The 16,476-nt window shown below is 65.0% G+C and carries 9 protein-coding genes; 6 read left to right on the top strand and 3 right to left on the bottom strand.

Annotated elements, in window-relative coordinates:
* Window positions 1-29 precede the first annotated feature (29 nt).
* Window positions 30-1,871, top strand: a complete 1,842-nt coding sequence (locus I603_RS12790) for a DUF1800 domain-containing protein (RefSeq protein WP_068865614.1) — start codon at window positions 30-32, stop codon at window positions 1,869-1,871.
* 12 nt (window positions 1,872-1,883) lie between these two features.
* Window positions 1,884-3,338 carry a DUF1501 domain-containing protein gene (locus I603_RS12785; protein ID WP_068865613.1) on the top strand — a complete coding sequence of 485 codons (1,455 nt, stop codon included), beginning with the start codon at window positions 1,884-1,886 and terminating at the stop codon, window positions 3,336-3,338.
* Window positions 3,339-3,414: 76 nt separating this feature from the next.
* Here the strand turns inward: I603_RS12785 and I603_RS12780 are convergent, their stop codons facing one another.
* Window positions 3,415-4,365 (bottom strand): tetratricopeptide repeat protein, encoded by a 951-nt coding sequence (locus I603_RS12780; RefSeq protein WP_068865612.1) that lies wholly within the window; start codon window positions 4,363-4,365, stop codon window positions 3,415-3,417.
* A gap of 121 nt (window positions 4,366-4,486) precedes the next feature.
* Here I603_RS12780 and I603_RS12775 point away from each other — a divergent pair, with 121 nt between their 5' ends.
* Genes I603_RS12775 through I603_RS12760 form a run of 4 tightly spaced genes read left to right on the top strand, consistent with a single transcriptional unit; the run spans window position 4,487 to window position 10,497 of the window.
* Entirely contained in the window at window positions 4,487-6,931 is a 2,445-nt protein-coding gene (locus I603_RS12775; protein ID WP_068865611.1) for a cyclic nucleotide-binding domain-containing protein, read from the top strand.
* Entirely contained in the window at window positions 6,931-7,797 is an 867-nt protein-coding gene (locus I603_RS12770; RefSeq protein ID WP_068865741.1) for a hypothetical protein, read from the top strand. Before I603_RS12775 ends, I603_RS12770 begins: the two co-directional genes overlap by 1 nt.
* 10 nt (window positions 7,798-7,807) lie before the next feature.
* Entirely contained in the window at window positions 7,808-9,607 is a 1,800-nt protein-coding gene (locus I603_RS12765; RefSeq protein WP_068865610.1) for a cytochrome c3 family protein, read from the top strand.
* A 50-nt stretch (window positions 9,608-9,657) separates the two neighbouring features.
* Window positions 9,658-10,497, top strand: a complete 840-nt coding sequence (locus tag I603_RS12760; protein WP_232305390.1) for a metallophosphoesterase — start codon at window positions 9,658-9,660, stop codon at window positions 10,495-10,497.
* A gap of 4 nt (window positions 10,498-10,501) precedes the next feature.
* On the opposite strand, the gene I603_RS12755 is transcribed toward I603_RS12760, so the two are convergent.
* Window positions 10,502-14,620: an LVIVD repeat-containing protein gene (locus I603_RS12755; RefSeq protein ID WP_086621893.1), complete on the bottom strand. Its 4,119-nt coding sequence runs from the start codon at window positions 14,618-14,620 to the stop codon at window positions 10,502-10,504.
* The gene (locus I603_RS12750; protein ID WP_068865739.1) at window positions 14,620-16,470 is read right to left on the bottom strand and encodes a hypothetical protein; all 1,851 of its coding nucleotides are present in this window, start codon (window positions 16,468-16,470) and stop codon (window positions 14,620-14,622) included. The genes I603_RS12755 and I603_RS12750 overlap by 1 nt, the downstream gene beginning before the upstream one ends.
* Between the last annotated feature and the right edge of the window lie 6 nt (window positions 16,471-16,476).

The raw sequence follows: 16,476 nt of genomic DNA, 5'->3' as shown, positions 1-16,476 counted from the left end.
GTTCAGACGAGCTGCTCGGGATCCGAACCATGACGAGGGATTGCATTTTCGCGGCGGATGCCGAGCCCGAGACCGCTCTGTCATCGCAAGGGCCGGATAAGGAAGCAGATGTTGCCGATCGCGGCAGCGCACGCATTGCGCCCGCCGCGGCGGTCGCAGCCGCAGCGCTTGCGGTTTCGGCTTGCGGCGGTGGCGGAAGCGGTTCGGGCGGGTCGCCGAGCGCGGGCGGCGGGACTCCAACAGCGCAGGTACGCAGGCCGCAATCCGATGACGAGGCCGCACGGTTTCTGCTGCAGGCATCGTTCTCGGCCAGCACGGGCGCGATCGCCGCAGTTCGCAGCGAGGGGTTCGAACCCTGGCTTGACCGGGAAATGCGGCAGGCCAACGATGTCAGCGCGAAAGACTATTTCGAAGCGCGCGGTTTCGACCGGGTGGATGCCAACCGCTATTACAACAGCGCCACCACCGGCGACTGGATGATCTGGTCGCAGCTGCTCTCGGGCGGCAGTGCGGTTCGCAAGCGCTTTGCACTGGCGCTGTCAGAGTTCTTCGTGGTCTCTCTGAACGATATCAATATCTCTTGGCGCGGCCCGGCGATCGGCGAATATTGGGACATCCTCAACCGCAATGCCTTTGGCAGTTTTCGCACGCTGATAGAGCACATCACGCTCAATCCGGCGATGGGGGTCTACCTCAACACCAGGGGTAACCGGCGCGCCGATCCGCGCACGGGCCGCGTGCCTGACGAGAACTACGGGCGCGAGATCATGCAGCTCTTCTCGATCGGGCTGTTCGAGCTGAACCAAGACGGCACGCCGCGCACCAATGGCGGTCAGCTGATCGAAACCTATACCAATGACGATGTGACCGGAATCGCCAAGGTCTTTACCGGCTATGATTTCGACTATTCGCAGACCGAATTCTTTCCCGACCCCGTGAGTCCCGGCCGGACGGTCGCCGGCGTGGATTTCGCCCGGCGGCCGATGACCGCCGATCCTTCGAAGTGGTCACGCCCCCGCACGGAAGGGTTTCACTCGCCCGAGGAGAAGCGCTTCCTCGGCCTCGTTATCCCCGCCGGAACCAGCGCCGAGGAGTCCTTGCGGCGCGCGCTTGACCACCTCGTCGCGCATCCCAATGTCGGCCCGTTCTTTGCACGGCAGATGATCCAGCGGCTTGTCACCAGCAATCCCTCGCCCGCCTATGTCGGGCGGGTCGCGGCAGCCTTCGCCAACAACGGGCGCGGAGAGCGCGGCGATCTGGGAGCGGTGTTCAAGGCGATCCTGCTCGACGAGGAAGCGCGCGCAATGGATAACGCGGCCAATCCCGCTTTCGGCAAGCTGCGTGAACCCATGCTCCGCTTCGTGCAGATCGCCCGAACTTTCGGCGTGGGCTCGGCGAGCGGCAATTTCGCGGTGGGCAGTCTTTCCGATCCGGCCAGCCGGCTCGGCCAGTCACCGTTGCGCTCGCCCTCGGTCTTCAACTTCTTCCGGCCGGGCTACTTCCCTACCGGAACCCAGATTGCCGCAAACAACCTGCTCGCGCCCGAATTTCAGCTGGTCAACGAGACATCGGTCGCCGGCTACATCAATTTCCTCGAAGGCGCGGTGGGCATGACCGCAGGCTATCTGCGCGACCTTTCAGTGCAATACGCGGCCGAACTGCCGCTTGCCCATGATGCACCGCGCCTGGTCGCGCATCTCGATCTGGTGCTGACGGCGAACCAGCTCAGCCCGGCGATCCGGGACACGATCATCAGCGCGCTCGATAGCGTTTCGGTGGCGCAGACTAGCCCGGATGCCGACAAGCTGCGGCGCATCCATGCAGCGGTCCTGCTGGTCATGGCCTCCACTGATTACCTGGTGCAGAAATAGGGACGCGCGCTCATGCACATCGGCAAGGAACTCGAGATCTCGCGGCGCGCTTTCCTGCAGCGATCGAGCCAGCTTGCGGCAATGGGAGCGGCGTCTTCCTATGCGCTGGGTCTTGCCGGGATTGGCGAGGCGGCTGCCTTTTCCTCTGATGGCGGCTACAAGGCGCTGGTCTGCGTGTTCCTTTATGGCGGGAATGATCATGGCAACACCTTGATCCCCTTTGATCCCGACAATTATGCGCGCTACGCGGCGATCCGCGGCGGCATCGACGAGGAAGGCGGGGGCATCGCCCTGCCGCGCTCCTCGCTGGCAGGGACGGTGCTTATACCGGCTGGGGGCCAGACCCTTACCGACAGCATCACTTATGCGCTCGCGCCCAGCATGCCGCGGATGAAGGCGCGCTTCGACGAGGGACGGCTGGCACCGCTGCTCAATGTCGGGCCACTGATCGCACCAATGACGCGCGCGCAATACGACAACAACTCGGTGCCGCGCCCGCCCAAGCTGTTCTCGCACAATGACCAACAATCGACCTGGCAGAGCTCGCAGCCGGAAGGCTCGCAGACCGGGTGGGGCGGGCGGATCGGCGACCTCGCCCAGACCGCCAACACCAATGCGATGTTCACCGCGATCAACGCCACCGGCAACGCGGTCTTCCTCAGCGGCCAGCAGGCTGTTCCTTATCAGGTCTCGGCCTCGGGCGCCGTGCTGATGCGGCCGTTGCGTAACGGACGACTGTTCGGTTCGGGCGCGGCGGCTGAAGCACTCGAGACGATCGTAAAGTCGGGCGCGGGCAACATTCTTGCCGCCGACCATGCGACGATCAACAACCGCTCGATCACCTTCGGCTCCTTCGTCAACGACGCGCTCGCCAATGTCGCGATCGCCACCGATTTCGGGACCGGCAACTCCCTTGCCGCGCAGTTGCGAACCGTCGCCGGCATGATTGCGGCGCGCCGGTCTCTGGGCGTAAACCGGCAAGTGTTCATGGTGTCGATGGGCGGATACGACAACCATGACGGGCTGATCGGGCGTCACGAAGGACTTCTCGCGCAGCTCGATTTCGCGCTAGACGCCTTCTATCGCGCCACGGTGGAACTCGGCGTGGCCGACCGGGTGACAACCTTCACGGCTTCCGATTTCGGACGCACCCTGTCCTCAAACGGCGACGGATCGGACCACGGTTGGGGCGGACACCACTTCGTGCTCGGCGGCAGCGTCAACGGCGGGCGGTTCTACGGGCGGGCGCCGCATGTGTCGGTGGATACGCCGGACCAGGTTGGAAGGGGGCGGCTGCTCCCCACCACATCGGTCGACGAGTATTCGTCAACGCTCGCCTTGTGGATGGGTGTCGCACAGTCGGAATTGCCTTCGGTCGCACCCAATATCGGCCGCTTTGCTGCGAGCGATCTCGGATTCATGCGCGCGCCGGAAACAAGCCAAGCCTTGAGACAAGGCGCGGCGTGAGCCTCCCGCTCACGGATCGAGGACACGAGCCCCCCTTGGCAATGCGCGCGCGGTTCGCAGAAAGCTGTCGCCTGCGCTAGCCGATCCCCAGCGCCTGCGCCTGTCGCCTGAGTTCCGCCGCCTCCGCCGGATTGGCCTTGATCGCCGCCTCGAGTGCGGCCTTGGCCTTGGCCGGTTCGCCCAGTGTCATGCGGCTGCGCATCAGCATCACCCAGCCATCGAGATTGCCCGGATTCTCCTGCAACCGGCCTTCGAGCTGCGCGACCATCCCTTCGGCCATTTCGCGCTGCTGGCTGGGGGTCATCGCGCCTGCTGCCGCAACTTCCGCCGCGCTCGGGCCGCGCACATCCGGCGCGCCGGCATCGGCGGCAAGACTGCCCGGGCCGGGCGCGAGCAGAGGCGGCTGGCGGCCTTCCTGCACCTTGGCGATGCGCGGGGCGACGTCGATTCCATTTATCTTGCCGACCTGTTCGATGGTGCGCACGAGGTCCGCCTCCCACGGCGCACCCGGCGGCGTATCGGCGAGCAGATCGAGCCAGGCGGCAATCGCGCCCTCGTGATCCTTGTCGATATCCTTCTTGACGCCCATGAAGTAGCGCGCGCGCGGATCGCTCGGGTCGAGCGCCAGCGCCTTCTCGAAGGCCGCGAGCGCCTGCGGAGGCAGAGGATCGCGGCTGCTCGCCATGACCAGTGCCTCGCCCAGCGCGGAATGCAGCACAGCATCTTCGGGTGCGATCTCCGCAGCGCGGGCATAAGCGGTCGCGGCCTCGGCAAACTGACCCTGCCTGAAGTGGGCAAATGCAAGATCGGCCCACGGCCCGGCATCGTCCGATGCCGCCTCGGCGGCCTTGCGCAGATCCTCGATCGAGGGCGCGGCCCCATCGACCGACGCGGGCGCATCACCGCCACCTGCGCCGCCATAGACATTGTAGCCGATCGAGCCTGCCGCCAGCACCAGTGCTGCGCCCAGCAGGATCCAACCCGCCTTCGATGCCCCTTCGGCGGGTGCCTTTTCCTTCGTATCCATGGTCAGGGAGCTAGCACCGGCGGCAAATCGGGGCAATTCGCTCTGGCATCGAAGGCACATTTGGGTATGGTGTCTTCGAGGGTTCGATCTATCCGCGAAGGGGGGAGGATAGTTGGCCGGAATGTTCAAGGTCGCCATCGTCGGATCGGGTCCAGCCGGCCTGAGCGCTGCCGCGCGTGCCGCTGCACTCGGCATGAGCCACGTCCTGCTGGAAAAGACCGACCACCTTTCCGACACGATCTTCAAATACCAGAAGGGCAAGCATGTCATGGCGACGCCCAGCAATCTGGTGCTGCGTTCCGACATCGATTTCGAGGCGGGCAAGCGCGAAACGATCCTCGGCATCTGGGACGAACAGATCGCGGGCCACAAGGTCAACGTGATGCTCCATGCCGAGGTCGCGAAGATCGAGGGCAAGAAGGGCGCGTTTAGCATCCACTTGCGCAATGGCGAGGTGATCAAGGCCGAGGCGGTGGTCCTCGCGATCGGCACGCAGGGCAACCCCAACAAGCTACGCTGTCCCGGTGCAGATTCGCCGATCATCCAGTACCAGCTCGACGATCCCGGCGAGTATTATGATGAACACATCACCGTGGTCGGATCAGGCGATGCAGGCATCGAAAACGCGCTGGGCCTTGCCGCCGACCCGGCCCAGCGCAACGTGGTGACGATCCTCAACCGCTCGGCCGATTTCGCCCGCGCCAAGGCAGCCAATGTCGCGCTGCTCGAAGAAGCCGAGCGTGAAGGCAGGGTAATTGTGCGGCGCGAAACCACGCCTGCCGAAGTGCGCGAGAACGAACTGCTGCTCGACACCCGCGACGGACAGGAGGCGATCCGCTGCAACCGGATTATCGCGCGCACCGGCTCGCAGCCGCCGCGGGGATTTGTCGAGGCAATGGGGATCGAATTCTCCAGCCCCGAACCCGGCGCCTTTCCGAAATTGTCGCCGGTGTTCGAAACCACCACGCCCGGCATCCACGTGATCGGCGCGCTGGCGGGCTATCCGCTGATCAAGCACTGCATGAACCAGGGCTATGACGTGATCGAGTTCCTGAACGGGAACCACGACCTCAAGCCCGCCGACGAGCCGATTCTGGCCGAGAAGTTCGCCCGGCTCCCCGGCAATCGCAGCGTCGAGGAATGGCTGGAAGTGTTCGGCAGGAACGTCCTGATCCTTAATGACCTCTCGACCCTGCAGCTGCGCGAATTGCTGCTGGATTCGACCTGCCATGCCTATGAGCCGGGCGAGGTTATCTTCCGCCGCAACGAGCCGGGTTCATCGATGTTCGCGATTGCCGAGGGCTCGGTCGCGGTCGAGGTCAATCCCGCCGATCCCTCGGTAACGGTGCCTATCGAACAGGGCTCGATCTTTGGCGAAGTGGGCCTGATTTCGGGACGCCGCCGCGGCGCGACAGTGCGTGCTGCCGAACCGGTGGTCGCTCTGGAACTGTCGCGCACCGCGGCGCTGAAACTTCTTGCAACGTCGCCCGGCGCGGCGCGAGCCGTCAATGCCATCTCGATCGAGCGGCAATTGCTGCAGATGTTCGGCTCCGGCCTCACCCGCGAGGATGTCGCCCCGCTCGTCGCAAGCGCCGAAGTGGTGCAGGCGCGCGCGGGCCAAGTGATCGTCACCGAAGGCGCGGATGACAAGGACGTGTTCATCGTCCGCCGCGGGTCGATGATCGTGGAGAAGCAGATCGGCGATCGTCCGGTGTTCCTGTCCTACCTGCCCGCCGGCTCCTATTTCGGCGAGATGGCCGTGATCGACGGCTCGACCCGCACGGCGACGGTCAAGGCGGCGATCAAGTCGGAGGTCATCCGCCTCCCCGGCCAGGGCTTTCTCGACCTGCTCGACGCGAACCCTGCCCTGCGCGAGCGCGCCATGAAGGACATGGCCGGGCGCCGCGCCACCAATGCCTTCATCGAAAGCCGCAAGGACGAATTCTCCGGCGCGGTCGATCTCTATTCGCAGACTGCCGCCTTCCTCGTCGACAACGGCATCGGCGAGGCGACCGACGTGCTGCTGATCGACGAAAAGCTGTGTATCGGCTGCGACAATTGCGAGAAGGCCTGTGCCGACAGCCATGATGGCCTTTCGCGCCTCGACCGCGAGGCCGGACGCACCTATGCCCACCTGCACGTGCCGACGTCATGCCGCCACTGCGAGCACCCGCATTGCATGGCCGACTGCCCGCCCAACGCGATCAAGCGCGGGCCGGACGGCGAGGTGTTCATCGATGAAACCTGCATCGGCTGCGGCAATTGCCAGAGGAACTGCCCCTATGGCGTGATCCGCATGGATGCGAAGCCCCCGAAAAAGCCGAGCCTGCTGCAATGGATGCTGTTCGGCTCGGGTCCCGGACCGGGCGAGGCGCCCTATAGCTGGCGCAAGAAGAAGGCCGAGGAAGAAGGGGTGGCCAAGGCCAAGCTGGCGATCAAGTGCGACATGTGCGCGGGGATCGACGGCGGTCCGGCCTGCGTGCGCGCCTGCCCGACGGGTGCAGCAATCCGTGTCAGCCCGGACAAGTTCCTGACCTTCACCAAGCTCACCGAGGACGCCGAATGATGGCGACGAAAGCAGGGGGCACGGGGCGGTTCACGCAGGACGAGAAGCGGCGGGATTCCGACCACGTCAGCTTTCTGAAGCACCGCGGCTTCCGCTGGCTCTGGGTCGCCCTTGCCCTGTGCGGCACTGCAATTCTCGGCTACCTGATGATCGACCAGCAGCCACGCCCCAATGGCGGCTCGTGGTACGGCTACACGCTTGGAACCATCGGTTTTGGGCTGATCGTCTGGCTCTCGCTGCTGGGCGTCAGGAAACGCCGGATCACCACGGGACAATGGAGCCTCAAGGCCTGGACTTCGGCCCATGTCTATCTCGGCCTTTCGCTGATCGTGATCGGCACGCTCCACACCGGCTTCCAGATCGGCTGGAACGTCCACACGCTAGCCTATGTGCTGATGCTGCTGGTGATCATTACCGGCATTTATGGCGTGATCGCCTACGCCACCCTGCCCGCGAGCCTCAGCGCCAATCGCAAGGAGATGACCCGCGCGCAGATGATCGAGGCGTTGACCGCAATCGACCGCCAGCTGGAAAGCGCGGCCCAGCCGCTCGAGCGCACCGAGGCCGACCTGGTGATCAATGCACTGGGGCAGGACGTGTTTTCCGGCGGCGCGCTGGCCCGGCTGACCGGACGCTATCCCGGCTGCGCCACGGCGTGCGCGCTCGGCGGCATGGGCCGGCAATCCGAAGCCGAACAACGGGTCGTCGCCCTGCTGGAGAAGCGCCGCGAACAGCTCGCCCAGATCCGGCAGCAGCTGCGTATCCGCGCACTGCTCGAGATCTGGCTGTTCATCCACATTCCGCTCACCATCGCCTTGATCGCCGCGCTTGTCGCCCACGTGATCAGCGTGTTCTTCTACTGGTAAGGCGCAGGCAATGGCGTTCCTGATCCGCACCATCGATTTCACTGCAGCCGGACGCGAAATCATCCGCGACCGGGTGGTGGAGCAGGCCGGCCTGACCATCGGCCGCGCGGCGGAAAATGATATCCACCTGCCCGATCTTGCAGTCGAGCAGCGCCATGTGCGCATCGACACCCGGCCCGACGGCACACTGGCGGTCTCGGCCGTAGGGACGCTGGGATTCGGGCTCGACGGACGCACTGTCACCGAGGGGACGATCGAGCCGCGAACCGGCGGCGAAATCGCGCTCGGGGCGGCGCGTCTGGCAGTCGCGCGCGAGAGCGACGGGACCATCTCGGTCACCATCCGCCAGGTGGTGGCGGATGAGGGCAAGGGCGACGTGCTGCGCGGCTTCTCGCTTGCATCAAAGCTGCCGTCAAAGCGTTCCGTGAGCTGGATCTTCGCGGGCGCGATCATGCTGCTTCTGCTGATGGTTCCCGTGGCCAGCCACCTGCTGCGCACGCCGGTCAAAAACGATCCAAAGGGCGAAACACCCGGGCAGGTGGTGATGGATGCGGCCTGGTCGACTGGCGATCTGTCGCTCAGGCACCACAGTCTCGAGGATAATTGCGAAAGCTGCCATGTCGCCGCATTCGAAAGCGTGCAGGATGAAACCTGCATCAGCTGCCACGAAGGCACCGGCGATCACGCCAGGGCGGGCCGCCTCGCCGCAGGGATGCCGTCGCTCTCCACCGGCGATGCGCTGCAATGGCGGATCGCGCAAAGCCTCGGCAAGGAAGGCCCGCTGGGCTGTGTTTCGTGCCACACCGAGCACGAAGGCGAAGTGCGCCAGCAACCGGCGAGCGAGGCTTTCTGTTCGGATTGCCATAGCGATCTCGACACACGCCTGACCGACACGAGGCTTGCCGATGCGCATGATTTCGGCAAGGCGCACCCGCAATTCCGCCCGGCCTATTACGCCAGCTTCGGTGCAGCAAAGCCGGTGCGCGCTGCGCCCGGCAGCACGCCGGTGGAGAAAAGCGGCCTCAAGTTCCCGCATGATGTGCATATGGATGCGAAAGGCGGCGCGGCGCGCATGGCGGTGAGCCTGCCTGATTATGGCTCGCCGCTCGAATGCAAGGACTGCCACAGCCTCACGCCTGACAAAATCTCGTTCACGGAAGTGAAGATGGAAGACGCCTGCGAGAGCTGCCACAGCCTCGTTTCGGGGCGCACCGCAGCGGGCGGGTTCAGCAAGCTGCGCCACGGCGATGTGAAGGATCTGGCAGAAGACCTTGCAAGGATCGGTTCCGGCCCGCGCGCCACGCCTGCTTCGAACCGCACCCGTCCCGGCCAGTTCGCGCGCGGCGGGGCCTATGCCGCCGATTTCGGTCGTCCGGTGCGCAGCTTTATCGACCTCTCCAACGCGCTTGCGCCGGGCGGCATCTGCACCGAATGCCACCTGCCCGCCACCAGGGACGGCCGGCGCGACCTGATGGCCGTCAACCTGCCCGATCGCTTCCTGACGACGGGCTTCTTCAGCCACGAGGCGCACAAGAAGGAAGAATGCACCGATTGCCACGCTGCGGACACCTCCAAGGCAGCCACCGACCTCTTGATCCCGGACCTCAAGAGCTGCCGCGATTGCCACTTGGGTGCGAGTGCGGTGAAGACGAAGAAAATCGTCCCCTCGTCCTGCGCCATGTGCCATGCCTATCACGTCCCTGCCGGCCAGTGGTCACCCGAGGCTGCAAAGGACGATCCGCACTACCGCCCCCTGCCCGTAGCTGGCGAAACGAAGGTTGCGGCAAAACTTTCGCGGGCTAAGCCCTAGCGATGGATCGGGTCGCTCCCTCAACCGGTCACGCTGCGCTGATCGCGCAAATGACGGATATTCACGTCGGCTTCGCGCCAGACGAAAGGCCCGAGGAACTGAACCTCACCCGCTTCCGCGCGACCCTCGCCCGGCTGCTGGCCGGCCCCAATCACCCTGACATGCTGGTGCTTTCGGGTGACATAACCGATCATGGGGATGCGGAAAGCTTCGCCAAGACTGCCGATCTGCTGCGCGATGTTCCCTTCCCGATTGTCCCGTTGGTCGGCAATCACGACAGCCGCGAGGGACTTCTGGGCGCGTTCCCGCAGGTCGTGCCCGCCGAAGGCGGCTTCCTGCATTACGTCATCGAAGCGCCTCTGGGATTGCGGGTCATCTGTCTCGACACACTGGAGGACGGTCGCCACGGCGGCGCCTTTTGCGAAACGCGTTCGCTCTGGCTGGCCGACCGGCTGGCCGAAGCGCCCGATACGCCGACGCTGATCTTCATGCACCATCCCCCGGTGGTCGCGGGGATTGACTGGATGGACCCCGCGCCGGGCGAGCCATGGATGGAGCGCCTGCGCGAGGTGCTGACCGGGCAATCACAGGTGCAGGCGATCCATTGCGGGCACCTTCACCGCCAGATCGTGACGCAGTTCGCCGGCATCCCGCTCGGCGTGACGCCCTCGGTCGCGCCGCTGGTGGCGATGGACCTGACGCCGATCGACAAGGACGTGCCGGATGATCGCGAGCTCATCACCACCGAGCCGCCGACCTATGCGCTCCACCGCTGGGACGGGGAGCGGCTGGTATCGCATTACGAGCGTGTCGGTGACTGGCAGGTGCTGGCCCGCTTCCACGCCGGGCTGCAACCGATGATCGAAGGCATGTTCGCCGAGCGCGAATAGCGCGTCAGCGCCGCACCTCGGCCCGCAGCACACCTTGGGGCGCGACCCCCACCCAGCGGTTCATATCGACCTCGTCCGAAACCTTCCACGGCACGCCGCTGCGGGTCATGAACAGCCGCTCCATCTCGGGCCGGGTGAAGGGCCGCGAGCCGAGCCTGCCGAACACCGCCATCTGCCCGCCGGTCTCGTCCACCGCGCGGTCGCGGTCGAGCCCCTTGCTGAGCGCAATCGCGGGGCTCGGGGTTTTGGCCCAGGCGATCAGTTCGGGCACCGGCGCGGGGCTGAAGCCGTAGAAATTGCGCTGGCTATCGGGGCTGGTGAGCTGCAGCACCTTCATCCCGTTCCGCCCGTCGGCGACATAGGCGATCAGCGAGGCATTGGTGGTGCCCACAATCACGTCCTCGGCATCGTTGAGGCTGCCGCCCAGCGTCACCTTGCTGTGGATGCGGGGCCTCAGCGGGTTCTCGACATCGAGGATCACCAGACCCTCGCCCTTGGCCGCGACATAGGCATAGGTACGCGCGACATAGATGCGCCGCGCGTCAGCCAGCGGCACGGTCGCCTCGGGCACCGCGACCGGATTGCGCAGGGAGGTGACGTCGAACAGCTTCACCCCGTCCGCGTCCGACACCCATAGGTAGCGGAACTGGATGGCGGAAGCGCGGGCATCGCGAAGGGGCCGCACGGCGGCGAGTTTGGGCGCGTCGGGATCGGCGAGATCGACCACCACGAGCCCCTTGTCGGCCGTGATATAGGCCACCTCGCCCGCCAGATGCACATGCCGCGCACCGTTCAGCACCCCGCCGGGGTTCCAGGCATCGGAGCCATCGGCATAGACCTTCCGCTTGAGCTTGTTGTTGCGGAATTCGCCGTCCGCCAGCGTGTTGACGTTGACGAGGATCAGGCCCTCCACGCTATCGGTGACCACCGCGTAATTGTAGACGGGCAGGAACGGCTGCTCCTGGTTCATGTTGCGCATTTCGGGCGTGTTGCGGTCGGGCGCGATCGGCTGGTTGGTGGCGAGCGCCATGCAGGTGGCGTTCGTCGTCTTCACGTTGGTATCGTGGCCGAGCGCGGAGAACGGTCCCTTGAGGATGCGTTCCGAGGTGCCCTTGTTGGCGATGCTCGCCACGTCATAGGCGGTGAACCCGCCCTTGCCTTCGGCGACGAACATGTATTCGCCGCGCAATTGCAGGCAGCCGACCTTGTCGGAGGTGCCTTCGTGGACATTGACGAATTCCTCGAACGGATGGGTCTCGCCCGACAGGTTCTTGTCGAAGGTCTTGCCCCGCACCCAGTTCTTCAGCTCGCGGCCATTGTCCTCGACATGCATGCGCCAGTAATCGGGATAGGCGTAGCGGTGGAGGTAGGAGCCGATCACCGCCTGCGGCTCGTCATATTCGGTCACGCGGGTGGCTTGGAAGCCGCCCTCCAGACCGGTCCAGGCGTTGAGCCCGACGAAGTTGACGTAATTGGTGCCGAGCAGCAGCAGCTGCGCCATGATCGCATTGTTGTCGTCCTTGGCCGAGAGGTGGCAGTCCGAACAGGTCTTGGTCTCGGTCTTCCTCACCGTATGCGGGAAATGCGGCGCGAAGGCCTGTGACGAGAAGCCGATGGCCGAAATCGGCGGCTGCTGCACATAGATGCGTTCGCGGTTGATGTTGGTCGAGGACAGCACCAGCGCCGAGGACGAACGCACCGGGGCAACCTGGCTGCCCTTGGTGGTCTGGTGCTTGCCCAACTGGAACATCTGGTCGCGGGCCACCTGCGGGTTGTAGGTCGCGAAATTCCTCGTCTCGCCGCCTTCATAGCGGTGGGACTTGGTCTTCCAGTTGGCCTCGATCGGCAGGTGGCAACCGCCGCAGCTTGTCGTCCATGACAGGTGGCAGGTGAAGCAGGCCATTTCTGGATCGCGGTGCGCGCGGTCGCCTTCCGCAATGCCGGTGCCGAATTCGAAATTCCCGGTCTCCGCGCCGTAGCGGCTTACCAGCTTGGCGCGCGCCGCCTTGGCGTTGAACACCGGGGTTGCCGGATCGACCGAATCCTTGACGAGACTGACCTCCCACGAAAGCTTGGGATCGACGATCGAACGCTGGATCAGCTTGCGCCGCCCGTCCTCGCCTTCGATCCACTCGAAGCGGCGCTGGCCGTCGGGGTTGCGCAGCAGGGCCATATTGTGGCCTTCAGGTGGTGCCGCAGGGCCGCTGGTGCGCAGCGTCGGATAGGCATCGGGCGTGCCATGGCAATCCTTGCAGCCGATCTCGATCGCATTCGCCACCTCGCCATAGATGAGGCCGTTGCCGTGGCTGTCCTGTTCGTAATGGCAATCGGCGCATTGCATCCCGACTTCGGCGTGGATGCTCATCAGGTGCACCGCCTTGCCCGGGTTGGTGCCGGGCTGGACAAACTTGCCCTCGCCCTCTTTGCGCCATTTCTCCGGATCGTCGGGATCGACGATATTGCCCTCGGCATCGAGCAGATTGCCCTCCCGGTCGCGCTTGAAGATCGCGCGGAAGTTCCAGCCGTGGCCGTGATAATCGGCGAACTGGGTGTCCTTGAGATCCGGGTTCAGGTCATAGACATTGCGCAGGAAATCGAGGTCCGCCCACTTGCCCCGCGGCGCCGCGCCTTCCGGGTTGCGGTCGGTGACGGCGCGCACTTCGGCCGCCGTGGGGTACTTCTGCTCCTTGGGCCACATCGCGGGCGCATCGGACTCGTAATCCCACATGGTGTAGCCGAGGTAGGAATTGAGGAAGATATTGGGCTGGTGCATGTGGCAGTTCATGCACTGGCTCGTCGGGATGGCGCGGGTGAAGACGTGCTGGAGCGGGTGGCCCTTTTCCTTCAGCTTGCCGCCGATGGTGAGGCCGTCGTCATCGCGCTTCCCGGCCTCGCCGCCAGAGCCATGATCGTCATGCCCCGGCTCCTTGACCGCGCCATGGCCGGGCTTGCTCTTGTCGTATCCCGCCGCGTGCTCGATCTTGCCCGCGATGGTCGGATCGACGGTGATGGTCTGCCCGTCGCGGCCATATTGCGCATAGATCAGCGAATGGCGCGGCTCGCGGTCATTGGCATAGACCACGTGGCAGGATGCGCAGCCCGAATGACGATAGTCGCCCGGCTGGTCGTTGGTGCCCATGAACCAGGTGAAGGGATCGTTGAGGCGGGTCTTGTGGATGTTGAGCGCCGGGATCGCCACCCGAAGCCCCGTGCCTGGGCCGCGGTTCGATTGCTTCAGATCGGGCCGCCCGGGTTCCTCCAGCCGCTGGATCTGCCCCGTGGGGTTGGGCAGGCCGATTTCGGGGAATTGCGAGTTGATGGTACGGCCGCCGCGCTCGAACACGCGGAACACATCGCCCGGCGGGATCACGTGCCAGGTGGGGAGCGGATACATCTCGGCCAGCACCCCGCGCGCGACCTGGTCCTCGCTCAGCTTGCCCCCCGGCCCGGCGCCGGGCGTGGTAATCTTCGCAGGCTCGCCCTTCCGCGTATAGGCCTCGCCCAGCAGGTAGTTCTTGAACGGCAGGATGCCGTTATTGTAGCTCGCCCCGCCCCACAGCATCGCGCCGGTCGCCATGATCGAACGTTCCGCAGCCTCAATCGCCTGGATGTGGCACGACCCGCAGGCCTCGCGCGCGACGCGGTAGTCGGAGGGGTTCACGAACTTGACGAATTCCGGCGCTTCCTTGTTGAGCAGCGCGTAGGAGCGCTTGGGATTGGCCGAGGACGGGAAGTGCCAGCTGTCGGGATATTTCGGCAGCACATGTGCCCGGTCGCGCGCGGCGACGTAATCGGGGTGATTGTGCGGCAGTTCGCTGTTCCCGCGAATGGTCGCATCGCCGCCATGGCAATCGGTGCAGCCAAGCCGCACGGCGGGCGAGAGGTGCATGGTCGGCGCGTCGGACTTCACATGGCAGGTGTTGCAGCCTTCGGACTTGGCCTCCATCTCCGCGACCGACTGCCGCTGCGGCGCAGGCGGGGCGATGACGCGCGAATAATCGCGCTTGACCGGCTTTTCCTTGTCCGCCGCCATCGTGTCGCCCGCGAACACTGCGAGCGCGAGGAAGGCTGCCGCAACCAGCAGCGCGAGATGGCGGATAAAGAATTGGCCACGCTCAAGCATCAGTAGGTCAGCACCACGTTGGCGAGGATGGAGTAGAACTCCCTTTGTCCTCCGAGATTGTCGAACAGGTCGCGAAAGCCGTCGCCCGCAACCAGCGTGGCGGCAGACAGGCGCATGACGATGTTCTGGGTCGCCTTGGGCCGCCAGATCGCTGCTGCAGAGAGGTCGAAGCCGATGTCCTTCGGGATCGAACCTTCGTTTCTTAGCACCTGCAAGGTCGATGTGTTCTCGAACCACAGGTGGTTGGCATTGGCGGAGAGGCGGAACTGCGGCGTCAGGTCGAAATCCGCGCCCGCGCCCAGCAGCATCAGGCCGGGATTGTTGAAATTGCTCTGCCCCTGCTCCTTCGAGCTGCGCAGCGAATTGAGGATGCCGTTGCGCCCGTTCACCGCCACCGCGCGCCCGCCGCCTGCAAAGGGGATGGTCTGGCGGATCCAGTAGGACGTGTCGGCGCCCGCAAAGACAGGGTTCTCGAAGATCGCGTCAAACCCGCCCTCGGTGTCGTCATAGGGATCGCTGTCGCCGCTGGCATAGGCACCCGACAAGCGGAAGCGCATCCAGTCCTTGTCATAGCTCGCCTCAAGCGCGGCGAACTGGGCGTTGATATCGGCCGGGCGGTCGGTGAAGAAGGAGTTCCGGTCCTCCCCCAGCGCCCAGTAGAAAGAACCCGTGAGGTTCACCCGGCCCACCCGCCCATCGACGTTGTAGCCGAGATAGAACACGTCATATTCGCGGCCTCTGAGCGTGCCGAGCAAGGCCGGGCGCACCGGAAAGCCGTTGGTGTCGATCTGGATGTCATCCGCCTCGCGGTTCCTGTTGTAGACCACGGTGAACTGGCTGGTCAGCGCCGGGATCAGGAAGTCCTGGCGATAGGCATTGGCGACGAACACGAAATCGTCGCGGGGGCTGCGCAGAATCGCGTTGAGGCCCGAATTGGTGTCCTTCTCCAGCCGCCAGAACGCCCCGAGGTTGAACTGAAAGCGGTTGTTGTCGCGCGATCCGAACAGGCGCACGCCCAATTGCTGGTCGTTGAACAGGAACCCGCGGAAGTCCGACTGGAACGGCTGGATACCGGCGCGGATCGAGATGAAATCGAAGCGGTCGTTGTCGAACTCGCTGAAGTGGTAATCGACGAAGGCTTCCTGCACCCCGAGGAACTGGTCGAGCCGGTGCGAGGGGCGCGAGGGTTCGACAAACAGCACGCGGCGTTCCGGCACGTCGACATAGTTGACGTTGTAGGCCAGCGTCAGGCGGTATTCGATGGTCGGCGGCTTGAAGGTGGTCGAACCTTTCAGCAGCGCGAAACCGGCGATGAAGGTCTGGCTGAAGACCTGGCTGAAATCGTCGCCGAACACGTCGATCCGGTCGGGGTCCTCAGTAGTCTGCACGCCGACGGGAATGGGGAAGGTGCGCGGCTCGTAGACCGAATCTGAAATGAGGTTGGCGACGAAGAACCAGTCGTCGCCCTTGATCGGCAGCCACGGCACCTTGTCCGGGTTGATCGGACGGTCGCCCTTGTAGGTGTTCTGGTTATAGGGATCGAGCAGGCTCTCGCGCACGAGGCCGAGGCTCTCGATCAGGCGCCAGCGATCGGGGATCGGCAGCTGGTCGGTCGGGAAGGCCTGTGGCGGCGGAGCGCGGACCGCGCCTTCGTTCTCCTGCTCGATCCGCTCGGGCAGCGGGGCATTATAGCCCGGCCGCTCGCGCCCTTCGATGATCTCGGGGTCGACCGGCGGGATATCATGCTCCCAGTCGGTCGCGGCTTGCTCGCCCGGGGGCGCAAGCGGCGGCGCCATCTCTTCGGGCGGCGGCGGCGCGGCCTGCATCAGCAGCATCGCGGGGAGGAGCAGCGCCAT

The organism is Erythrobacter dokdonensis DSW-74, from assembly GCF_001677335.1.
In the GTDB taxonomy this organism is placed as follows: Bacteria; Pseudomonadota; Alphaproteobacteria; order Sphingomonadales; family Sphingomonadaceae; genus Erythrobacter; species Erythrobacter dokdonensis.
Note: the sequence above shows the minus strand (reverse complement) of the source record. Positions and strands in the feature narration are given on the sequence as shown.